Genomic DNA, 21,899 nt, shown 5'->3' on the forward strand with positions numbered 1-21,899 from the left:
CGGGGCCCAATACCGAGCGCCGGGCGCGCCGCCGCGATCGCCGCTGAACCGCTCCTTGGACGCCGGTCCGGCCGGCCGGGCGCGTAGGGCCCGGGTTACGGGCCTCCGGCCGGCCGGACCGGCTACCGCAGGAACTTAACACCCTTGCAATATCTTGCGTAAGGTCTTGCAGTCATCAATCAACACGGCTAGAACCAAGACCCATGCCCTCCACGGAACGCCGGTACTGGCCTCGCAAGCGCCTGGCCGCCGCCCTCGCCCTCGGCGCGGCGGCCCTGCTCGTCACGCCCCCGCAGCAACAGGCGCAAGCGGCCCCACCCGGCCCGGCCAAGGCCGAGGCCCAGTGGATCGACCGCAACACGGTTGTCTGGAAGGGCGCCGAACACGTCCCGGCACAGCTGGAGTTCGGTCAACCGGGGGCACCGGCGCACCGCATCCGTCTGACGCCCGGCGCCCTCACCCCCGCCGAGCGGGCCGCCTACCCCCACTTGAAAGACTTTCCGGCCTTCACTGTCGACCCGCGTGACCGCGGCCTCGCCCGCAACGCCTTGCGCAACCGGCTGATCGCCACCCAGCAACGCGCGTCGGACGCGGCGCCCGCCACCACCGGCGTCCAGATACCCGGCGTGCTGGACGACCTGTACGCCCAGCACGCCCAACATGCCGCCCTGGGACCGACGTTCGACAGCCGCCACCGCCCCACCCTCTCCGTCTGGGCGCCCACGGCCCGTACCGTGGCGCTCGAACTGGACGGCCGTACCGTCCCGATGCACCGCGACGACGCCACCGGCGTCTGGCGTGCGCAGGGCTCTCAGGCCTGGACCGGCAAGCCGTACCGGTATGTCGTCCGCGTCTGGGCGCCGAGCGTCGGCAAGACGGTCACCAACAAGGTCACCGACCCCTACTCCACCGCGCTGACCGCCGACTCGGCCCGCAGTCTTGTGGTGGACCTTGCAGACCCCCGACTCGCCCCCAAGGGCTGGGCGCAGCTGAAGAAACCCGTTGCGGTCCCCTTGCGCAGGGCCCGCATCCAGGAACTGCACATCCGCGACTTCTCGGTCGAGGACCGCACCAGCCACCACCCCGGCCAGTACCTCGCCTTCACCGACACCCGCTCGGACGGCATGCGCCACCTGAAATCCCTTGCAGCGGCTGGAACGTCTTACGTTCACTTGCTGCCGGCTTTCGACGGCGCCACCATCCCCGAGCGCCGCGCCGACCAGCAACAACCCGACTGCAACCTCACCACCCTGCCCGCCGACTCCGACCGGCAACAGGAATGCGTCGGCAAGACGGCCGCCCACGACGCCTACAACTGGGGCTACGACCCCCTCCACTACACCGTCCCCGAAGGCTCCTACGCCTCCGACCCCGGCTCCGCTTCCGGAAGCTCGGCAAAGAGCGGACCCCGCCGCACCCTCGAATTCCGCCGCATGGTGCAGGGCCTGAACGGGGCCGGCCTGCGCACCGTCATGGACGTCGTCTACAACCACACCGCGGCCAGTGGCCAGGACCCGAAGTCGGTCCTCGACCGCATCGTCCCGGGCTACTACCACCGCCTCCTGGACGACGGCAGCGTCGCCACCTCCACCTGCTGCTCCGGCACCGCGCCCGAGCACACCATGATGGGCAAGCTCGTCGTCGACTCCGTCGTCACCTGGGCCAAGCGGTACAAGATCGACGGCTTCCGCTTCGACCTCATGGGCCACCACCCCAAGGCCAACATCCTGGCCGTACGCAAGGCCCTCGACGCCCTGACCCCGGCCCGCGACGGCGTGGACGGCAAGGCGATCATCCTCTACGGCGAGGGCTGGGACTTCGGCGAGGCGGCGGGCGACGCCCGCTTCGTCCAGGCCACGCAGCGCAACATGGCGGGCACCGGCATCGCCACCTTCAGCGACCGCGCCCGCGACGCGGTCCGCGGCGGAAGCCCCTTCGACGCCGACCCCCGTGTCCAGGGCTTCGCCTCCGGCCTCTTCACCGACCCCAACTCCTCGCCGTCCAATGGCGATGCCGCCGCCCAACGCGCCCGCCTCCTCCACTACCAGGACCTCATCAAGCTCGGCCTGACCGGCAACCTGGCCGACTACGCCTTCACCGACACCACCGGACGCCGGGTCAAGGGCTCCCAGGTCGACTACAACGGTGCCCCCGCCGGATACGCGGCCGCGCCCGGCGACGCCCTCGCCTACGCCGACGCCCACGACAACGAAACCCTCTACGACGCCCTCGCCTACAAACTGCCCCCCGCCACCCCGGCCGCCGACCGCGGCCGTATGCAGGTCATCGCCCTCGCCACCGCCGCCCTCTCCCAGGGCCCGGCCCTTTCCCAGGCGGGCACCGACCTGCTCCGCTCCAAGTCCCTGGACCGCAACTCCTTCGACAGCGGCGACTGGTTCAACGCCCTTCACTGGAACTGCACCGGCGATGCCGGACCCGGCAACGGCTTCGGCCGCGGCCTGCCCCCGGCCGCCGACAACAAGGACAAGTGGCCCTACGCCCGGCCCCTCCTCGCCGACCCGGCCCTCCGCCCCGACTGCGGCACGATGACGGCCACCTCCGCCGCCTACCGCGACCTCCTCCGGATCCACGCCACCGAACCGGCCTTCGCCCTCCCCACCACCGCCGACGTCCAGTCCGCCCTCTCCTTCCCCCTCTCCGGCACGCACGAGACCCCGGGCGTCATCACCATGCACCTCGGCCACCTCGTCGTGATCTTCAACGCCACCCCACACCGCCAGACCCAGCAGCTCCCCACCACCGCGGGCACGCCGTACACCCTCCACCCCCGCCAGGCCCACGGCTCCGACCCTGTGGTCAAGTCCGCCTCATATCAACCGAGTTCGGGAACCTTCACCGTCCCGCCCCGCACGGTCGCCGTGTTCACCGGTCCCACGGGCCGCTGATCAGCGATCGCCCAGCCGAGCCGGCCGGAATGTGTGAGGGTGCCGTTCATGAGCGAGGGAATACGACGCACCTGCCGTGAATTTGCGGAGACCCTGGTCCGGCTGGGCATAGCGACCCAGGAACAGGCCGACGCGGGCCTGGCCGAGGCCGGCCGATTCGGCTTCGACGTGGACGAGAAATTCGAGGACGCCGACCAGCTGACCTTCCTCGTCGGCGAATGCGGCCTCGGCTTCACGATGCCCGAAAAGATGTCGGGCGGTGTCGACGAAGGGTACGAGTCACTGCTGCGCGACGCGGCGGCGTGCTCGGGCGGCTCGGTGGTGGTCGATGACATCGAGCTGGTGGAGGACGAGGACGGCGAGGAATACCTGCACGTCCGCCGCAACGGCCGGTCGCTCTGGTACCACACGGAGCACGACAAGGACTTCAGGCGCTACATGGACTGGATGGCCGCCTCCGACGCCATCGGCGACCTCGTACCCGGCGGCGACGACCCACGGAACTTCCACCAGCTGGACGGGGATCCCCTTGATGCCTGGTGGCTCCTGCTGACGCCCGAGCAGGCCGCGGGCCTGAAGGAGTTCGGCCTGCCGATGCCGGATTCGCTCGGCAACGTGGTCCGCAACGGCCTCCCCACGGCGGAACCCGGGACGCCCGCGTGGTACCTGGAGGACGACCGCCTGCACGCGAGCGAGGAGTCCCGCCGGTTTCTCGACGAGTGGCTGGCCTCCATGGACACCGCACTGGACCGCTGGCGCACGGCCCATCTGCCCGACGGCTTCCCCTTCGACTTCTCCCTGGAGTCGCTCGCGGCGCTGGAACGCCTGGTGTGGGACCGCTTCGACGGCCCGGACGCGCTGAAGGCGGCGGCCGGGGACGAGTTCGCCGAGGGCGCGATCAGATACATCGGAGAGACCGCGCTGCGGCTGTGGCCATGCCGCTGGACGTACCAGCACTCCGACGACGAGGCGGACCTGTTCGCCAACGATCCCGCGATCCGTTCCCACACCCCGAGCGGCTTCGAGACGGAGGTCTTTCCCTCCGTCGCACTGCGGCTCCTGGTGGCAGACCGCGAGCCCGGGGCCCTGGCCGAGCGCCTGGAAGATATCCCGGACTCCGTGGACGACTACCGCAGGGCGCTGCGTGCCCGCACCGCCGGCCGCTGACGCTCCTCGGGGACCAGCCGCTTCTCCAGCAGGGTGACGGCGTACGTGCTGCCGCCCGCCCCCTCCTTGAACGGCTGTTCCCCGACGACGGTGTAGCCCGCGCCCTCGTAATACGGGCGCAGCCGGGGGTTGCTCGTCATGCAGTCCAGCCGGCTCCACTCCCGCCCCGCCGCCACGATCCGCCGCTCGGCGTGCCCCAGCATCCCGCGCCCGGTCCCGGCCGGCGCGTGCCCCCGGTCCACCATCAGCCGGTGCACATACCCGGCCACCGGCGGCTGTTCGCCCCACGCCGGTACGTCCTGCCACCACAGCTCGAAGCCGCCGACGACCCGCCCGCCCGCCTCCGCGAGCCACACCTCCCCCTCCCGCTCCGCTATCCGCCGCCGGAAATGCTCCGCGTCCTTCCCGCCGGGCTTCCACTGATCGATACCGCTGTCCTGCATCCAGCGGGCCGCACCGTCGTACAGGGCGACCAGCACGGGCAGGTCGTGCGCGTCGTCGGCGAGGCGGTAAGTGATCGTTTCCATGGGTCAATTGTGTCCTTTGGCTGCGTTTTCGCTGCGCTTTGCCTGGGCCGTACGTTGTCGTCTGCGGCGCCGTTGCGGTTGTTCGCCGTTGCGCCTGCGGCGGGCGTGGGTTTGTCGGGTGCGGTGACGGCCCTACACGGCTTCGCCGCTACGGTCCGTCCCCTCCCGTGGGTGGGGGGTGTCTTGTGGGGGTGGGCGTTGAGTTGACCGTTTCCCACGGTGGATCCACAAGGTGTGGCTGACCGTCTACGTACGCCCCCACGGTTTTCTCCCACTCCCAACGGGGAGGGGGCGGGCCGCAGGACGGAGTCCGGAGGTCCGGTCCCGCAGCCGAACAGCCCCGCGCAAGCGGCAACGCCCGCCGCAGGCGCCACGGCGGCAAACCCCCACGGCGGGACAGCCGAACACATCGGCCCAGGCAAAGCGCAGCGAACCGGCGGACCGCTCAGCCGACAACGTGGGGCCCAGGCGCCAAGCGCACCAGCCGCCGCACCAGCTCCGCGAACATGCCGTCCGGCGGCTCGTCCGCCAGGATGCGGCGGACGACCGCCGCCATCCGCTCGTCGTGCGCGGCGCTCACCGCCGCCAGCGCCGCGAAGTCGTGGACCAGCTGACGTTCCAGCTCCGCGCGCGGAATGCGGCGTCCGTCCAGCCACAGCAGTGCGGTGGTCTCGGCGAGCGAGATCCACGAGCGGACCACCAGCGCCAGCCGCGGCGGCGGGTCGGGGACGCCGAGATGGGCGAGGATCTGGTCGTACGCGGCCTGCCGTACGCCGTCGATCAGCGCGCCGGTGCGGCTCTGCGCACCGGTCGCCGGGCCGCCCCGCATCAGCGCGGAGAAGCCGGGGCCGTGCTCGTCCACGAAGTCGAAGAAGCGCTCCATCACGCGCAGGAGGCGGGCGCCCAGCGGGCCCTCGTGCGGTTCCAGGAAGCGGGCCGACAGCTCCTCGGCGGCGCGCCGCAGCGCGGCCTCGTACAGCTGCTGCTTGCCCGGGAAGTAGTGGTAGACCAGGGGCCGCGATATCCCGGCCGCCTCGGCGATCTCGTCGATCGACACGTCCTCGGGAGAACGGTGGCTGAAAAGATCGAGTGCGACGCCGATGAGCTGCTCGCGCCGCTCCTCGACGCCCATCCTGCGGCGCGCCCCGGTCGTCATGCGGACCACCCTAACGACCCGGGGCAACCCGGGGAATCACGGCCTTGGCAAGCCGGGTATCAGCCGCAGTGGCTAGAGATCCAGGACGAGCCGCTCGCCCGCCCGGGCCCGCGACACGCAGATCAGCAGCGAGTCGTCGCGCTCGGCGTCCGTCAGCAGATTGTCGCGGTGCTCCACCTCGCCGGACAGCACCCGCTGTTGGCAGGTGCCGCAGAAGCCCTGTTCACAGGAGTACGGCAGGTCCGGCAGCGCCTGGTCGCGGATGGCGCGCAGCGCGCTGCTGTCTGCGGGCACGGTGACCGTACGGCCGGTACGGCGCAATTCGACCTCGAACGGGGCGTTCTCGCCGGACGGGGCGGGGGAGGCGGGCGCGAACCGCTCGGTGTGCAGGGTGAGTCCCTCGGGCAGCAGCGCGGTGACCGCGTCCATCAGGGGCTCGGGGCCGCAGCAGTAGACGGCCGCGTGCGGGGGCGCGTCGGCGAGCAGAGCGGCCAGATCCGGCCGCCCGTCCTCGTCCTCGGCGACCACCCTCACCCGGTCCGCCCCGGCCCCCGCCAGCTTCTCGATCTCCGTCAGGAACGGCATCGAGGCCCGCGACCGTCCGCCGTACAGCAGCCGCCACGGCACCCCTTCCCGCTCCGCCTGCCGCACCATCGGCAGGATCGGGGTGATGCCGATGCCGCCCGCGATGAAGACATAGGCGTGGCACTCGTCCAGGCGGAAGCGGTTGCGCGGGCCGCGGACCTCGACGGCCGTGCCCTCGGGAAGCCGCTCGTGCACCTCGCGCGAGCCGCCCCGGCCGTCCTCGATCAGCCGGGTGGCGATGGTGTACGAGCCGGGCGTCGAGGGCTCCCCGCACAGCGAGTACTGGCGCACGGTCCCCGACGGCAGCACCAGGTCGATATGCGCCCCGGGCTCCCAGCCCGGCAGGTCGTCGCCCTCCAGGCGCAGCCGTACGACTCCCTCGGCCTCCTCCGTACGCTCGGCGACCAGCAGTTGGCGCGTCGTCCCGGAGGCCTTGCGTCCCCTTCCCGAGACGGGGTTCTCGAGCGCCGGCATCGGCCACAGCGGCGACGCCTTGATGCGGCGGCGCAGCGCCCGGCGGGCCACCAGGGCCGCCGCGGCCACCACAACGACGGTGCGGATACGCGGCGTACGCGCTGTACGAGGCGTGTGGGGCATGCTCAGGCACCTCCGGCGGTACGGGACTCGGCCGCCGTCGCGGCGGGTGAGCCGGCGAGGTAGGCGACGGCCTGCGCGGTGCTGCCGTGCTGGGACGGGTGGTAGGTGCGGCTGAGGTACTGGGGGATGGAGCGGGCCATGGCCCCCGCGGTCGGCAGCGTGCCCTGCCGCCCGGCGCGGAAGAACTCCCTGAAGCTGGCCTTTCCGTTGATCAGGGTGGGGTCGTTCTCCATGAAGAAGCGGGTGCCTCTCTGCCAGAGAAACACCAGAGCGGTGAATGCGGTTGCCCACGTCCGCACCCGCCGCCGGTAGCCGCCGTCCAGGTGGACGAAGAGGTCGAAGGCGACGGACCGGTGCTCGACCTCCTCCGCGCCGTGCCAGCGCAGCAGATCGAGCATGGTCGGGTCGGCGCCCTTGGCGTCCAGCACGTCGGCGTTGAGCACCCAGTCGCCCAGGAAGGCGGTGTAGTGCTCGATCGCGGCGATGGTGGCGACCCGTTCCAGCAGCCACCACTTACGGGCCCGGCCCGGCGGCAGGGTCCGGTCCCCGAGCAGCTTCTCGAAAAGCCAGTCGACCTGCGCGGTGTACGGGGTCGGGTCCAGGCCCTGCTCCTTGAGGTGCGGCAGCACATCGTCGTGCGCCTGGGAGTGCATCGCCTCCTGGCCGATGAACCCGATCACGTCCTCGCGCAGCTGAGGGTCGCGGATGTACGGCAGCGCCTGCTTGTAGACGTGGACGAACCATCGCTCGCCGGCCGGCAGAAGCAGGTGCAGAACGTTGATGGTGTGGGTGCTGGCGGGGTCGCCGGGTATCCAGTGCAGGGGGGTGTCCGCCCAGTCGAAGGCGACGTTGCGGGCCTTGAGTGGGATGTGCTCGGACGCGACCGGCTGGGGCCGCAGCGAGGCCGTATTAGACATGGCGTCAATGTACTGGCGGGTAAGGAATGCCGATACCCCTCGGACGCACCTTTCCGGCGCCGGGGGTCCCGTTCCGGCGCGGGAACGTCGGGAACGCCGGGAACGCGGACGCCGCGACCGGCAGCCTCAGCGGAGCGCGTCGACCCGCTTGCCGTCCGCCAGCCGCCCCGTCAGCTGTGCCTGGGCGCCGGCCCCCGCCTTCACCGTCAGCAGATGCCCGGCGGCCCGGCCCTGGACCCCGCCGGTGGCCGTGATGGACGCGAGCTTCCCGCTGCCCGCGGCCAGCAGCCACCACTGGCCCCCGCCCGCCTTCCACAGGACCCCGGCCAGCGCCCGTGGCGCCCGCGGCCCGCACGCCGTACCGCCCGCGACGCTCGCCGCCACCACCCCGGGCGCATACGGCCGACCGCCCGGCGCGGGCGCCTGGAACTGCGCCAGCGTCCGGCTGCCCGCCCCGCGCCAGGTCTCCGCCCTGGTGCACACCCACGCCGCGGCGCCCGCGCCCCCGGGCAGCGGCTGCCGCGCGAACTCCCAGGAATTCACGCTCCGTACGCCCTGCCCGCGCATCGCCGCCAGCGTGCAGCCGCCGCGCGCCCAGGCCGTCCGGGCCTTCGGGGTGCTCACCTCGCCCGGTTTGCGCGGGGCGCCGTACGTCAGCCGGGCCGGGGCCAGATCGCCCAGATCGGTCAGCAGACCGCCGTCCATGCGCAGCGCGGGCCAGGTGGCGCACTTCTGGTCGGGGCGGGGGGACGGCGAGGGGTCGGTCACGCCGCTCGCGTCCACACCCAGCCGCTGCGCCGCGGCGTCCGGCGCCAGCAGATCGACCAGATGGACGGACTTCACCCAAGGGGCCGTCAGATAGCGGACGTTGCCCTCCGTGCGGCCCACCACCAGGGCGCCCGCCGACGCCGCGTCCGCGCCGTCCGTACGGGCGAAGTCGAGCGCCGCGCCGCTGCCGTCCCCCCGGCCCTCGCCGTCCGCCGCCTCGGCGTACCGCACCACCCGCAGGCCGTCATGGAAGAGCACGACGGCGGAGTGGTCGACGACGCCCGCGAACAGCAGCTGCGGGGGCCCGGCCGCGGGGCCTGCCGGGGTGCCCGGTGTGGCCGAGAGCCGCACCTCGGCCCCGGGCCTGGCCCACACCGCCAGCGCCCGGCGCAGCAGCGCCCGGTCGTCGGTCCGGTCGCCGCGGGCGGGCCACGCCGAGAAGTCCTGGCGCGCCGCGCTCTCCCAGGCGTGCGCGGGCGCCACCGTCAACTTCCCGGGATCCAGGGCCGCCTCGGCCGCGGCGTTGCGCGCATACGGGGGAGCGGCGGCGCCGTCCGGCCCCCAGCCCTCGCCCGGCAGCCCCAGCAGCGCCCCGCACACCACCACGGCCGCGCCCGCCGCCAGCGCCGCCCGGGCGTGCTGCCGCCGACGGAGGAGATCCGTCGGGCGGGCCTGGAGGGCGCACGGGTCGAACTCCGGCGACTCCAGCAGCGACCGGTCCCGGCTGCCCGCCGGGACCGCCGCGCCCTCGGCCTCGTCCAGCGCCTCCCGGGCGTCGGCCACCCCCGATGCCTCCAGGACGCAGGCCGCCGCACGGTCCGTCAGCCCCTCCAGGTCGCGCAGGACGAACGCGGCCCGGCCGGGCCCGGACAGCGACGACAGCGCCTGGTCCAGGGCGAGTTCATCGGCGCCGCCGGAGCGCGGGAAGAGGCGCAGCCCCCAGACCTGGGGGAGCACGGGAGGGCGGCGCCACCGGGCGCGTCCGGTGGCGAGCGCGGCCCTGAGCACGTGCTGACGCAGGAAGGCGTAACCGGGATCGGCGGCCGTGTCGCCGCCGGAGCGCGGGGCGGGCGGGGCGGGCAGGGCGAGATCGCGGGTGGCGGTGCGCCGGCGCGGCAGGGTGCGCTGCACCACCGCATGGGCGGTCAGCACCCGCCGGCCGCGGCCCGTGCCGGGCGGCAGGACGAGATACGCCAGCCGTACCAGCCGGGGGTAGTGCTCGACCAGCGCCGCCTCGGCCTGCTCGACGCCGATGACCTCGCCGGCGTCGGCGAGGTCATCGGCGGAAGTGCGGCCCGGACGCGGGGATGTCGCTTGCTGCTGCTCCACGTTCGGTGAAACGAGTGAATCCTGTGATGGTCACCCGGGGGCCGCCCGCTCGCCCCCACGGGTGACCCGGCCGGCTCTACTGCAGGTCGAACTCGCCGTCCCGCGCGCCGAGCACAAAGGCCCGCCACTCCGCCTCGGTGTAGCGGAGGACGACATCGGGCTCGGTGGAATTGCGCATGGCCACCGCGCCGCGCTCCAGGAACGCGATCTCCACCGCCTCCTCGGCGCCGTTGCCGGCCGGGCGCTGCCAGACGGCGCCCGAGATGTCGAGGCCGTAGAGCCACTCCTTGTCCGCTGCGGTGCCCATACCGATTCCCCTCGCTCGTGATCAGATCCGGCCAGCGTACGGGGTGGCCGATCGCCCCTTCCAGTGGAGCGCAGGCGGCCGGTCAGGACATCTGCCAGCGGCGGAATTCGGCCGTTCCGCGCTCCCCCGTAGCGGAGTTGGCGGCGCACTGGTGCAGGCCGGTGTCCTGCGCGGCGGCGGCCCCGGGGACCGTGACGGTGGCGATCTCGCGCCAGGTCTCCCCGCCGTCGGTGGAGCAGGCGCCGGTGTAGGTGCCGGCGGCCCCCCGGTCCGGCCCGCGGGCCAGGCGGAGCCGGACCGGGGCGGCGATTCCGGTGAGCCGCCGGTAGGTGTCCACGGTGCCGTCGCCGGTGGCGTCGTAGGAGAGGACGACGCCGTTGGCGGGCGTCACGGAGAGGTTCAGGAAGCCGGGGGAGGAGGGGCCGGCGAGGTGGTTGCGGACGATGATGCCCGCGCGGGCCCAGGGGCCGGTGTCGTCCTGGCGCGTCACCTCCGCCGTCACCGATCCGCCCTCCCGGAGCGCGCCCGCCCGGTAGACGGCGCCGAATTCCGCCGTCCCCTTCCACAGATCGGCCCCCGCGCCGTCGATCGCGAAGCGGTCGTCCAACTGGCCGAAAACCGCCGCGTTGGAGGTGACAGTCCGGAGGTTGTCGTCCAGCGGACCGGCCACGAAGAGGGTGCCGTGCCGGACCGCGCGGACCCGGGGCTCGCCCCGTGGCCCGTACTCGACCGTCAGGTCGTAGGGCAGCGGGCGCAGCGGATCGGCCGGCGGACCGGCCGGGGCGGTCACCCGCCAGCGTGCCCCGCCGGTGCCGCCGGGCGGGACGGACGGCAGGGAGAGGGGGCCGTCGGCGGTGGCCTCGAGGCCGGTGAGCGCGAAGTCGACGCGGCCGGTGGCGCGCAGGCCGTTGACGTTGCGCAGGGCGGCGGTGACGGTGGCACGGCCGCCCGGTGGCATGGCGCCCGGGTCGGCGGTGACGGTGACGGTGCCCTGGTAGGGGGCCGCGGCGAGGGTGTCGTGGACGCGGCGCGCGGTGCGGTGGGCGTCGGCCGTGGGGCGCAGCGGGTAGTCGTTGCGCCGGTGGGTCCAGGGCTCCTCCATGGCGTACCAGTCGAAGGACCTCGGCGGCCGGTCCGCCGCCAGCGCGTCCTCCAGCTCGTTCAAGTACGCCTGCCACTGGGGGAGATGGACATCGCCGATCAGGCCGTGCCAGTCGCGGTTGGCGTAGTTGGCGAGCCCGCCGCCGTCCGCGGTGGCCCGGTCCGCCCAGGTGGTGATCAGGGCGCGGGCGCTGTGCTCCAGCCGGGCCCGTTCCGCGTCGTCGGACGCCATCGCCCTGGCGTCGGCCAGCCACGGCCCGAGCAGGAAGTTCCGGTGCGCGCCGGTGACCTCCTCGCTGTGCCGCATCAGCTCCAGCCACAGCCGCGCCAGCGCACGGAACGTCGGCAGGTCCTTGCGCCGGTAGGCGTCCTGGAGCTGCCCGATCAGCTGCCAGGAACGGTTGGCCAGGGCCTGCCGGGCGACGTCGGTCAGATCGTGGCGGTAGGCGTCGCCCTCACGCAGCTGTGGGCGGACCTTCAGCAGCGCGGCGAACGCGACGTCGAAGCCGGCCGGGTCGAAGGCCGGGGTGTGGGTGGCGTAGCGGGTGCCGGAGCGGGCGGCGAGGTCCGGACGGGCGGCGAAGACCGAGTCGTGCGGGCGGCCGTCCGCGCTGTCGATCGCGTACGCGCCGGTGCGCAGGGCGGCGAACGCGGCACGCGCGTGGTCGTCGGGGGCGCCGTAGCGCAGATCGGCGTACCGCTCGAACCACGCGGTGCGGTCCACCGGGCTCTTGCGCCAGGCCAGCTCGCTGAACAGCTCGAAGGCGGCGGGGTCGCGTTCGGCGGCCTCCGGCATATAGGCCGTACCGGCGAGCCGGCTGCCCTCCTTGTCCCGCCATGCCGTGAAGCGCTTCGCCCACATATGGGTCTTGGCGCCGATCGTGGTCCGGCCGCCGAAGTTGGGGATGGAGCCGAAGGCGTACGGCACCCCGCCCCAGTCCCGCTCCCGGTCGGTGACCTTGTCGAGGTCGCTGAGGCCGTCCACGATCAGCATCCGGTCGTGGTCGACGGCGTCCAGCAGATCGCGCCGCGGATTCTCCTGCCAGCCGAGGATGACCCAGGTGGCGCCGGGGCGGGCGGTGCGCAGCGCCTTCTCCACGGCGCGGGCGGCGTCCGCGACCGGTACGTCGCCCGGGTCGCCGCCCTCGTGCAGCAGATCCATCTTGAAGTGCCCTGCGGGGCCGAGGAGTTGGTGCTGGTGGCGGTAGAAGGCGGCGGCGACCTCGGCGAAGGCGTCGGTGCGCGGGTCGAGCCAGTCGGGGCGTTTGAGGCCGGACCAGGTGCCCTGGGGGACGGTCCTGGCCCCGGGGTTGCGGGCGGCGAAGCCGTCCGGGACGGTGCCGAAGTAGCCGGGCAGGACGGGGTGCATGCCCAGGGCGCGCAGCCGGGCGGTGATCCGGCGGCCCAGCTCGGCGCGTTTGGTGATCAGTTCGGGGCTGGTGGGGCCGCCGTACGCGCTCATGTTCTGCAGCAGCCACCACGGCTGGTGCGAGGGCGCCGGAAGCCAGGTGCGGGCCTCGGTGTCGGAGTAGCCGAATTCGGTCAGGACGCGGTGGTAGACGGCCTCGGCGCCCGGGGTGACCAGCACCTCGTTGACGCCGTGCAGCGCGAGGACGTCGATCAGACGCTCCCAGCGCGCCCAGTCGGCGTACGGGGCGGTGTAGCCGTCGTGGGTGTCGTTGAGGGCGAAGCGGTGCGGCAGAGAGGTGGCGCGCTCGAGCGGTGCGGTGGGGGCGGGCAGCCGGGCGGGCAGGGCCGGCTGGTCGCCGGCCCAGGAGAGGTGGGCGCGGCAGGTGTACTTGAGGTACCAGTGCACGCCGGTCAGGAGCGTGGCGGGGCCGGTGCCGGCGACCGTGATCCGGCCCGTGGTGCCGTCGACCCGGAAGCGGTCCTCGCCCCCGTCCCCGTCCGCACCGCCGCCGTCCGCCGTGAGCCGTACGAGGCGGAACTGGTCGGCGTGGTCGGGCAGCAGCCGCTCCAGCGCCGCCCGCGCCGCGGCGGTGCCGTCCGCGGCCGCCCGTTCCGGCCGTGGCAGGGCGGGCCCGGCGGCCGCGGCGGGCGCCGCCGCCCCGAGCGCCGCCCGAGCGCCGATCGCTCCGGCGGTTCCCAACAGTGCGCGTCGTGACGGTTGGCTCACGTGTGCCCCCACTGCTCGGCAGTAACAACGGACCCGTGCGTGGGGCACGCTAACGGTCGGTCAGCCGCGGTCCAAGTAGGCCAGGACGGCCAGCACGCGCCGGTTGTCGTCGTCCGAAGGGGGCAGATCCAGCTTCCCGAAGATGTTGGAGGTGTGCTTGGCCACCGCCCGCTCCGTGATGACCAGCCGGCCCGCGATGGCCGCATTGGACCGGCCCTGCGCCATCAGCTCCATCACCTCCACCTCGCGCGGCGTCAGCCGCCCCATCGGCCGGTCCCGCGAACGCCGCGCCAGCAGCTGCGCGATGACCTGCGGATCCATCGCCGTACCGCCGGCCGCCACCCGGCGCACCGCGTCGATGAACTGCTCGGCGTCGAAGACCCGGTCCTTGAGCAGATAGCCCACCCCGCCGCTGCCGTCGGCCAGCAGCTCCCGGGCGTAGAGCTGCTCCACATGCTGCGAGAGCACCAGCACGGGCAGACCGGGCCGGGCACGCCGGGCCGCCAGCGCGCACTGCAGCCCCTCGTCCGTGAACGAGGGCGGCAGCCGGACATCGACGACCGCCACATCCGGCTCCCGCTCCGCCAGCGCCCGCGCCAGCTCGGGTCCGCTCTCCACCGCGGCGACGATGTCGAAGCCGTACGCCTCCAGCATCCGGGTCAGCCCGTCGCGCAGCAGGAAGAGGTCTTCGGCCAGCACTACGCGCACGGGGTCTCGCTCGGTATCGCGCCCGGCATCTCGCACGGAATCTCCATTGTCACCAGGGTCGGGCCGCCGGCCGGGGAGCTGACGGTGAGGACGCCGTCGAAGGTAGCGAGCCGGCGTTCGACCCCGCGCAGCCCGGATCCTTGCGACGCACCGTCACCCGAGGCCGGTGCCGCGCCGCCCCGGCCGTTGTCGGCGACCGCGATGCGCAGCCGTCCGCCGGCGTGGCCGATGTCCACCCGTATGCGGTCCGCGCCCGAGTGCTTGACGGCATTCGTCAGCACCTCGCTGACCGCGAAGTACGCGGCCGACTCCAGCGGCGCCCCGACCCGCCGCTCCAGCGCCACCGCCACCTCGACCGGCAGCTCCATCCGCAGCGCCAGCGCCCGTACGGCATCGCCCAGGCCGCGCTCGGCCAGCACCGGAGGATGGATGCCGCGCACCAGATCCCGCAGCTCGGTCAGCGCCTCGGCCGACGACTGACGGGCCCGGCCCAGCATCTCCTTGGCCCGCGCCGGGTCCTTCTCCACCAGCGCCTCGATCGCGCCCAGGTTCATGCCCATCGCCACCAGCCGGGCCTGCGCCCCGTCGTGCAGATCGCGCTCGATCCGCCGCAGCTCGGCCGCCGAGGCGTTCACCGCCTCCTGCCGGGTCTCGGCCAGCCGCGCCACCCGCGCCGCCAGCTCGGCCCGGGGCGGCGTCAGGAACACCTCGGCCAGCCGGAAATGGGCCCGTAGCAGCACCGGACTTCCCCATGCGGCGAGCGCCAGGAGGGCGATGCCGAGCGGCGGCGCCGCCAGCAGCACCACCGGGTGGTCGGTGGTCAGCGGACCGAACCCGAGCGCCTGGGTGCCCAGCCCCGTCACCCACTGGAAGAGCGGCAGCAGGACGAAAGCCACCCCGTACGCGACCAACGACGGCGGCAGCAGCGCCAGCGCGAACCCCGCCGTCGCATCCACCGGCAGCCACAGCAGCTCGCGCCAGGTCGCCGGGTCCCGCAGCAGCACCGCGCAGCGCCGCGCCCGGCCGACCGGGCCCCGGGCCCGCCCCGGCGGAAACGGGCGGTACGCCGCGGGTATGTCCAGCCCGGCGACCTCATGCCCCCACACCCGGCGCCACTGCGCGAAACTCCGGGCCGACGCCACCGCGGCCGGGGTCGTCAGCACCCCCACCCCGATCACCATCAGCGCCATGGACAGCACGGTCAGCACGAACAGCACGATCGAGCCCACCTCGGCGACCAGGGCCAGCCCCAGCCCCCGGGCCGCTGCGACCAGTGTTCTGCGGACCCTCATCCGTACGCTCCCTGGGCTTCACGCGCCCGGCCGTCGGGCACGGGGACAGTTTGCCGCGTAGAGAAGGCCAGGTCATTGGGGTAAGCACCACCTTTTCGGTGGTGCACACACCACCACCCAAGGAGGGCTCCCATGCGCACGGCATCGACCGCGTCCGCCGCCATCCCCACACCCACCACCCCCGTCTCTCCCGCCTCGAGCCCCGCCCCGAGCCCCACCCCGGGCGCCGCTCCCGTCACCGACCCGGCCGCCGCCCCCGGCTACACCGCCGCGATCGCCGACACCCAGGAGCAGATCCGCGCCGCACAGCGCCTGCGCCACCAGGTCTTCGCCGAGGAGATGGGCGCCACCCTGCACTCCCCGCTGGCCGGTCACGACATCGACGCCGTCGACGACCTCGCCGACCACCTCGTCGTCACCCACACCGCCACCGGCGAAGTGGTCGGCACCTACCGGCTGCTGCCGCCCGGCCGCAGCCCGCGCCTCTACTCCGACGGCGAGTTCGACCTCACCGCCCTGGCCCCGCTGCGCCCCTCCCTCATCGAGGCGGGCCGCTCCTGCGTCCACCCGGACCATCGGGGCGGCGCGGTGATCAACCAGATGTGGGCGGCCCTCGCCCGCTACACCCTGCTCTCCGGCCACCGCTATCTCGCCGGCTGCGCCTCCGTCCCGCTCACCGACGGGGGCACCGCCGCCGCCCACGCCCGGGAACTGGGCCGCACCCGCTACGCCGCCCCGCCCGAGCTCCAGGTCACCCCCCACCACCCCTGGCACACCACCCTCCCCGCCCCCGCCCGCCCCAGCGTCGCCCAGCTCCCGCCGCTGCTCCGCGGCTATCTCCGCATCGGCGCCGTCATCTGCGGCGCGCCCGCCCACGACCCCGAGTTCGACGTCGCCGACTTCTTCGTCGTCCTGGACATGGAGCGCCTCGGCGACCGCTACCGCCGCTTCTTCCTGGGGGAGCGGTGACCGGCGATGCCGTGACCAAGGGCGCGGCGCCCGGCCCCTGGGACGTGTGGTCCGACTGCACCCCGGACTGCGCCACGCACGCCCTGCCGAGGGTCCCGGTGACCCACGCCGCCCGGCGGAGCGCGGCGTTCGCGCGGGCGGTGCGGCGCGCGCTGACGGACGGCGGACGGACGGCCGATCCGGTACGGCTGCGCACCCATGCCCGCGCGCTGATCGCGGCGCTCGGGATACGGCGGGAGGGCGCGGCGGACGGCTTCACGGTGCCCGCCGGCGGCCCCGGCACCCTCGTCGTCGTCAACCACATCTCCTGGCTCGACATCCCCGCACTGCTCGCCGTCGAACCGGTCACCCTGCTCGCCAAGCGCGAGGTCGGCACCTGGCCGGTCGTCGGCGGCCTCGCCCGCCGAGCCGGTACGTACTTCATCGACCGCTCCAACCCCCGTCAACTCACGTGCACGGTCGGTGAATTGGCCGACATCCTCGCCGCCGGCCGCTCGGTCGCCGTCTTCCCGCAGGCCACCACCTGGTGCACCGCGGGCCAGGGCGCCTTCCGGCGGGCCACCTTCCAGGCCGCCCTCGACGCGGGCGCCCCGGTCCGCCCCGTGACGGTCGACTACGCCCAGGGCGGCCGTCCCAGCACGGTGGCCGCGTTCTGCGGCGAGGACACCTTCGTCGCCTCGCTGCGGCGGGTCCTCGCGGCCCGCGCGCTGGCCATACGGGTCACGGCGCATCCGGCGCTGGAGGGGCAGGGGCGCGACCGGCGCGAGCTGGCCGCTCTGGCGGAGCGCGCCGTCCTGGGCGGGCGGGCGCCGGCCGGGCCCGCGGAGGCCGCGCCCGGGGTGCCCATCGCGCCACCGGTTCCCCAGCCGGCGGCCCGCCACCATGTTTGACCAGCTGGACCAGCTCACCGAGCCGCTCCGGGGCATGCTGGACTCGCCCTGGCTGTGGCTGATCGTCCTGCTGGTGTCCGGCCTCGACGCGCTGCTGCCGTTCATGCCGAGCGAAACCACCGTCGTGCTCGTCGCCGTGCTGATCGGTCCGCATCCGCCGCTGCTCGCGCTGCTGGCCGCCGTCGCGGCGGCCGGGGCGCTGGCGGGCGACTGCCTCGGCTACGCCGTCGGCCGCTACGCCGGGCCCCGCGCCACCGCCTGGCTGCTGCGCGGCGCACCCGGCCGGGCCCGGACGCGGCACAACGGCCGCACCCGGGCCCGTACGGCGGTCGAGCGCCACGCCGCCACGCTCGTCATCGCCGGCCGCTTCCTGCCCGGCGGGCGGGTGGTCGCCGCGCTGTCCACGGGCAGCGTCCGCTTTCCGCTGCGCCGCTTCGTCCTGCTGGACGCGCTGGGCGCCGCCCTCTGGGCGCTGTTCAGTACGGCCCTAGGGGGGCTCGGCGGCGCGGCGCTCACCGACTCCCCGGTGAAGGGCCTGCTGCTGGCCTCGGGGGCGGGGCTGGTGGTGGCGGGGTGTGTGGCGTATCTGCGCCGTCGGGGCGGCCCCGGCGGTCCGGTGGATGTGGGTGGCGGGGCCGCTTCCGTCCGGCCGGGCCCGTGCCGGGGAGTGCGGGACGGGGCCTGACCCCCGTCCCGTCGCGGCATCCCTACGTGCTGGGCACGTACTTGTAGCCGACCCGGCGGACCGTCACGATCGACGACCGGTGCGCGACACCCAACTTGCGGCGCAGCCGGGCGACATGGACATCGACGGTGCGGCCGTCGCCGACATGGCCGTAGCCCCACACCGTGGTCACCAGCTGGTCGCGGGTGTGCACCCGGTGCGGATGCGCCACCAGGTGCGCCAGCAGCTCGAACTCCAGGTAGGTCAGGTCCAGCTGCCGGTCGTGGACCCGTACGGTGCGCCGCTCGGGGTCGATCCGCACGATCGCGTCGCCCGCCCATGGGGTGGCCGTCGTGCCGGCCGGAGCCGTTGGCCCGGCTGCGGGATGCGGGGCGGGGACCTGGGGGTTCTGGGCGGCCTGGGGGGTCTGGGGGGCGTGTTCGGCGGGGACGAGGACGAGGTAGCCGACCATCGGCGGCTGTCCGGGCAGGACGGGCAGACTCGCCTGGGGCGCCGGAAGCCAGGTCGCGCCGGCGTCCAGCAGCTCGGCGACCGACTGGATGCCGGGGCGCGCCGGGGGGCCGCCCGGCCGGTAGCCGCCCGGGGCGGTGGGTGACGGGAGGGCTTCGTCGGGTGCCACGGCGCGCAGGCGGTGCCGGTGCAGCGCGGTGGACTGGGCGGACAGGGGGGCCGTCGCGGAAGTGGCAGGGAGGGTACGGACGTTCGTCATCGGGATCAGCTCTTTCGCGCAGGAGGGCGTCGGGGACGTCGTGCGCGCGGGCAGGGCTGGGGACGCCGGTCAGCGGCGTCGGTGAGGCGTGTGCGGGCCCGCGCTCAGTGCGCGCGGCAACACAGACGGTCGAATGCGTGCGCCTGCCGGGACGGCCAGAAAGGCTCGAGGTCGCTGCGACCCGTCGCGGTGTGAGGAAGGCTGGCCATGGCCCTATTGAACCAGACGGCCGAGGGGATGGGGAACGGAGTTGACCGACGTCACGGCGCTGTCCGCATCGCGGACTTCACCGGCGGCACCGGCCGCGTCACGCCCTCGGTATCCCGCCGGTCCGTATCCCGGCAGCCCGCTTCCCGGCCGTCCGCCACCCGGCCTTCGGTATCCCGCCCGTCCGTACTCCGCCGGTCCGTATCCCCGTGCCCATCGCCACCCCCAGCGCCAGCGCCGTCAGATGCCCGGCGTCGGTGAACGTGCGCTGCCGGCGCAGCACGGGCCGTATCCCCAGCGCCAGCAGCCCGGCCGTCGCCGCGGTCCGGGCGCCGCGGTGCGGGACGGCGGCGGCGAGGGCGCCGAGCGTGGCGTGGAAGCCGTAGCTCGCGCCGACGTCGATGGCCCGCGCGGTCCCGTCGGACGGCTCGTCCCCCTTGCCCCGCACGGCGCCGTGCCCCAGGCCGCGCAGGCCCGCGTACACGAGCAGGCTCGCGCCTATGTGCCCGCCCGCGAACACCCCGGCCGCGCGTACGGTGCCCCAACTCGCCTCGGCCGTAGCGAGGGTGGCCAGCAGCGCGGCACCGTACGCCGCCGGCAGCGGCTCCTCGACGAACGCCGCGCTGGTGACCAGCGTCTGCCGGCGCCCGGCCCGCAGATTGGCGACATTGGTGGACTGGGCGCGCAGTACCTCGGCCCGCCGCTCCCGGGGCAGCCGCGCGGTGGCGTACGCGCCGAGCTGGACGGCACCGACATACAGCGGCGCCGCCCAGGGGAGGGCCAACCGCCTCCGGAACCCGGCCATTTCAGTCTCCCGTCGGCAGTCGCTTGCGCCAGTCCAGCGGGGCGACCGCGATGACCTTGTCCGGATTGCCGTCCCACTCCGCCGGCAGACCCGCCTCGGTCAGTGTGGCCAGCACCGTCCGCCCGACCTCGGCCCGCTCCCGCCCGGAATCCGCGTAGGCGCCGTAGCGGACCGAGAGGCCGCCGCCGTCCGCGAGCATTGCGGTGTCCTGGTAGTGGAAGAAGACGAAGCCGTGGTCGCCCTCGGCGCGCTCGGCGCCTATCTCGGCCAGTCCGCAGCCGCTGCAGCAGGTGAAGTTCATCCGCGCCGTCAGCCCCTGCCGCTCCAGCGCCGCGAACGCCCCCGCCACCCGGTCCGCATCGGTCACCTCGGGCCATGCGGCCTGCTCGGCGAGCCGCTCCTGCCACGGGCCGCTGGCGATTCGTGCCGCCTCGTCCAGCGAGAGCGACGAGACCCCGGGGTCGTCGAAGACGTCACAGAGGTCCTGGGCGACCTGACGGAAGGTCCGGAAACCGGACCGGATGCTTTTGCGTGCCTGCTCCTCGGCGTCGGCCCGGAGCTCCGGCGGCACGTCAGGTGTGGACACCAGATCGGCCGGGCGCCACTCCAGCGCCGTCCGCCAGAACTCCCCTCCCCGGGCCCAGTCCAGGAACACCTGTATGAGGTGGTCGGCATCGGCGCATTCGGCGCGGAAGTGCTGTTCCGGGCCGCCGTCGCGGTACTCCACCACGAACGGACCGTCGCCCTCGCGCAGGGTCTGGACGAACTCCTCGGGCTCGTCGGGGATCCGCAGGGCGACCGCGAACTGGTCGCCCGCGCCGCCGATCCGCCGTAGCAGGGCGGCGAGCTCGGTCTCGGTGGGGCGTGAAAGGTCCGGCCCGGTCTCGGCCTTGACGGTGATCTCAAGCATGCCCACAGCGTGCCACCCGCCACTGACAACCGGCCCGGACGGGCCGCCGTACGGCCCGCCTCCGGGCACGCGAAGGGGCCGGACCCCAGCGGCCCGGCCCCTATTCGCGTTCGTCGGCGGTGTGCCGCCGGTCTCAGACCTGCTCGCGCCGCGCCAGCTCCGTGCAGCAGGTGTCCACCATCAGGCGGGTGACCACATACGGGTCGACGTTGGCGTTGGGCCGCCGGTCCTCGATGTAGCCCTTCTTCTCGACCTCGACCTGCCAGGGGATGCGCACCGAGGCACCGCGGTCCGAGGCTCCGTAGGAGTACTCGTCCCACGGGGCGGTCTCGTGCGCGCCGGTCAGACGGTCCTCGATGCCGGTGCCGTACTGGCGCACGTGCTCCAGCGGCTTGCCGTCCTGGCCCAGTGCCTCGCAGGCGGTGATGATCGCGTCGTAGCCCTCGCGCATCGCCCGCGTGGAGAAGTTGCAGTGCGCGCCCGCGCCGTTCCAGTCGCCCTTGGCCGGCTTGGCGTCGAGCGAAGCGGTGACGCCGTACTCCTCGGACACCCGGTGCAGCAGCCAGCGCGCCACCCACATGTGGTCCGAGACCTCCAGCGGCGCCAGCGCGCCGACCTGGAACTCCCACTGGCCGGGCATGACCTCGGCGTTGATGCCGGACAGGCCGAGCCCGGCGGCCAGGCACAGGTCGAGGTGCTTCTCGACGATCTCGCGGCCGAAGATCGCGTCGGCGCCCACACCGCAGTAGTAGTCGGCCTGAGGAGCCGGGAAGCCGCCGCCCTCGGGGAAGCCGAGCGGGCGGTCGCCCTTGAGGAAGGTGTACTCCTGCTCGATGCCGAAGATCGGCTCCTGGGCGGCGAACTTCTCCGCGACCGGGCGCAGCAGGGCCCGGGTGTTGGAGGAGTGCGGCGTGAGGTCGGTGTGCAGGACCTCACACAGGACCAGGAGGTGGTCGCCGCCGCGGATCGGGTCCGGGCAGCTGAACACGGGCTCCAGGACGAGGTCGGAGGAGTGGCCTTCGGCCTGGTTGGTGCTGGACCCGTCGAAGCCCCACCGCGGCAGCTTGGCGCCGTCCGCCAGGATCCTGGTCTTGGAACGGAGCTTGGCGGTCGGCTGGGTGCCGTCGATCCAGATGTACTCGGCCTTGATGGTCACGGGGTCCTCATATACGGGTAGGTGCGGGTACGCGTGCGGGCGTACCCCTGCACTCTGGCAAGCAGCCGTTT

General features: G+C 73.8%; 18 protein-coding genes. 5 read left to right on the forward strand and 13 right to left on the reverse strand.

The window, feature by feature from the left end; translation table 11 throughout:
* The first annotated feature begins 203 nt into the window (after positions 1-203).
* Both pulA and ACIRPT_RS34685 read left to right on the forward strand, forming a co-directional pair.
* On the forward strand, positions 204-2,906 hold the full coding sequence (gene pulA / locus ACIRPT_RS34680) for a pullulanase-type alpha-1,6-glucosidase (RefSeq protein WP_403834610.1): 2,703 nt from the start codon (positions 204-206) through the stop codon (positions 2,904-2,906).
* A gap of 48 nt (positions 2,907-2,954) precedes the next feature.
* Complete coding sequence (locus tag ACIRPT_RS34685; protein WP_403834612.1) at positions 2,955-4,073, forward strand: hypothetical protein; 1,119 nt, start codon at positions 2,955-2,957, stop codon at positions 4,071-4,073.
* On the opposite strand, the gene ACIRPT_RS34690 is transcribed toward ACIRPT_RS34685, so the two are convergent.
* From ACIRPT_RS34690 to ACIRPT_RS34730, 9 genes are all read right to left on the reverse strand, one after another.
* A complete protein-coding gene (locus tag ACIRPT_RS34690; protein ID WP_403834614.1) occupies positions 4,034-4,600 on the reverse strand; it encodes a GNAT family N-acetyltransferase in 567 nt (188 codons plus the stop codon). The two genes, ACIRPT_RS34685 and ACIRPT_RS34690, sit on opposite strands and share 40 nt — an antisense overlap.
* Positions 4,601-5,045: 445 nt before the next feature.
* Positions 5,046-5,756, reverse strand: a complete 711-nt coding sequence (locus tag ACIRPT_RS34695) for a TetR/AcrR family transcriptional regulator (RefSeq protein ID WP_403834617.1) — start codon at positions 5,754-5,756, stop codon at positions 5,046-5,048.
* Positions 5,757-5,828: 72 nt separating this feature from the next.
* On the reverse strand, positions 5,829-6,938 hold the full coding sequence (locus ACIRPT_RS34700) for a PDR/VanB family oxidoreductase (RefSeq protein ID WP_403834619.1): 1,110 nt from the start codon (positions 6,936-6,938) through the stop codon (positions 5,829-5,831).
* A 2-nt stretch (positions 6,939-6,940) separates the two neighbouring features.
* Positions 6,941-7,855, reverse strand: coding sequence for a metal-dependent hydrolase (locus ACIRPT_RS34705; RefSeq protein WP_403834622.1), 915 nt, complete (start codon positions 7,853-7,855; stop codon positions 6,941-6,943).
* Positions 7,856-7,981: 126 nt separating this feature from the next.
* The gene (locus ACIRPT_RS34710; protein ID WP_403834625.1) at positions 7,982-9,952 is read right to left on the reverse strand and encodes a hypothetical protein; all 1,971 of its coding nucleotides are present in this window, start codon (positions 9,950-9,952) and stop codon (positions 7,982-7,984) included.
* Positions 9,953-10,028: 76 nt separating this feature from the next.
* A complete protein-coding gene (locus ACIRPT_RS34715) occupies positions 10,029-10,259 on the reverse strand; it encodes a DUF397 domain-containing protein (protein WP_403834627.1) in 231 nt (76 codons plus the stop codon).
* 82 nt (positions 10,260-10,341) lie between these two features.
* Complete coding sequence (locus tag ACIRPT_RS34720) at positions 10,342-13,470, reverse strand: alpha-N-acetylglucosaminidase (RefSeq protein ID WP_403834629.1); 3,129 nt, start codon at positions 13,468-13,470, stop codon at positions 10,342-10,344.
* A gap of 87 nt (positions 13,471-13,557) precedes the next feature.
* Positions 13,558-14,205, reverse strand: coding sequence for a LuxR C-terminal-related transcriptional regulator (locus ACIRPT_RS34725; protein WP_403834631.1), 648 nt, complete (start codon positions 14,203-14,205; stop codon positions 13,558-13,560).
* Entirely contained in the window at positions 14,196-15,497 is a 1,302-nt protein-coding gene (locus ACIRPT_RS34730) for a sensor histidine kinase (protein ID WP_403834633.1), read from the reverse strand. The genes ACIRPT_RS34725 and ACIRPT_RS34730 overlap by 10 nt, the downstream gene beginning before the upstream one ends.
* A 132-nt stretch (positions 15,498-15,629) precedes the next feature.
* Here ACIRPT_RS34730 and ACIRPT_RS34735 point away from each other — a divergent pair, with 132 nt between their 5' ends.
* Genes ACIRPT_RS34735 through ACIRPT_RS34745 form a run of 3 tightly spaced genes read left to right on the forward strand, consistent with a single transcriptional unit; the run spans position 15,630 to position 18,041 of the window.
* Positions 15,630-16,466: a GNAT family N-acetyltransferase gene (locus ACIRPT_RS34735; protein WP_403834635.1), complete on the forward strand. Its 837-nt coding sequence runs from the start codon at positions 15,630-15,632 to the stop codon at positions 16,464-16,466.
* Complete coding sequence (locus ACIRPT_RS34740; protein ID WP_403834637.1) at positions 16,463-17,356, forward strand: lysophospholipid acyltransferase family protein; 894 nt, start codon at positions 16,463-16,465, stop codon at positions 17,354-17,356. Before ACIRPT_RS34735 ends, ACIRPT_RS34740 begins: the two co-directional genes overlap by 4 nt.
* Positions 17,349-18,041 (forward strand): DedA family protein, encoded by a 693-nt coding sequence (locus ACIRPT_RS34745; RefSeq protein ID WP_403834639.1) that lies wholly within the window; start codon positions 17,349-17,351, stop codon positions 18,039-18,041. Before ACIRPT_RS34740 ends, ACIRPT_RS34745 begins: the two co-directional genes overlap by 8 nt.
* Positions 18,042-18,063: 22 nt before the next feature.
* On the opposite strand, the gene ACIRPT_RS34750 is transcribed toward ACIRPT_RS34745, so the two are convergent.
* The 4 genes from ACIRPT_RS34750 to glnII form a co-directional block, all read right to left on the reverse strand.
* Entirely contained in the window at positions 18,064-18,750 is a 687-nt protein-coding gene (locus ACIRPT_RS34750; protein ID WP_403834641.1) for a winged helix-turn-helix domain-containing protein, read from the reverse strand.
* 307 nt (positions 18,751-19,057) lie between these two features.
* Complete coding sequence (locus ACIRPT_RS34755; RefSeq protein ID WP_403834644.1) at positions 19,058-19,762, reverse strand: rhomboid-like protein; 705 nt, start codon at positions 19,760-19,762, stop codon at positions 19,058-19,060.
* Position 19,763: 1 nt separating this feature from the next.
* Entirely contained in the window at positions 19,764-20,672 is a 909-nt protein-coding gene (locus ACIRPT_RS34760; protein ID WP_403834647.1) for a DUF6891 domain-containing protein, read from the reverse strand.
* A gap of 133 nt (positions 20,673-20,805) precedes the next feature.
* A complete protein-coding gene (gene glnII / locus ACIRPT_RS34765; RefSeq protein WP_403509461.1) occupies positions 20,806-21,828 on the reverse strand; it encodes a glutamine synthetase in 1,023 nt (340 codons plus the stop codon).
* Positions 21,829-21,899: the final 71 nt, after the last annotated feature.

Origin of the sequence: Streptomyces sp. NPDC101227, from assembly GCF_044767545.1 — a bacterium.
Taxonomy (GTDB): domain Bacteria; phylum Actinomycetota; class Actinomycetes; order Streptomycetales; family Streptomycetaceae; genus Streptomyces.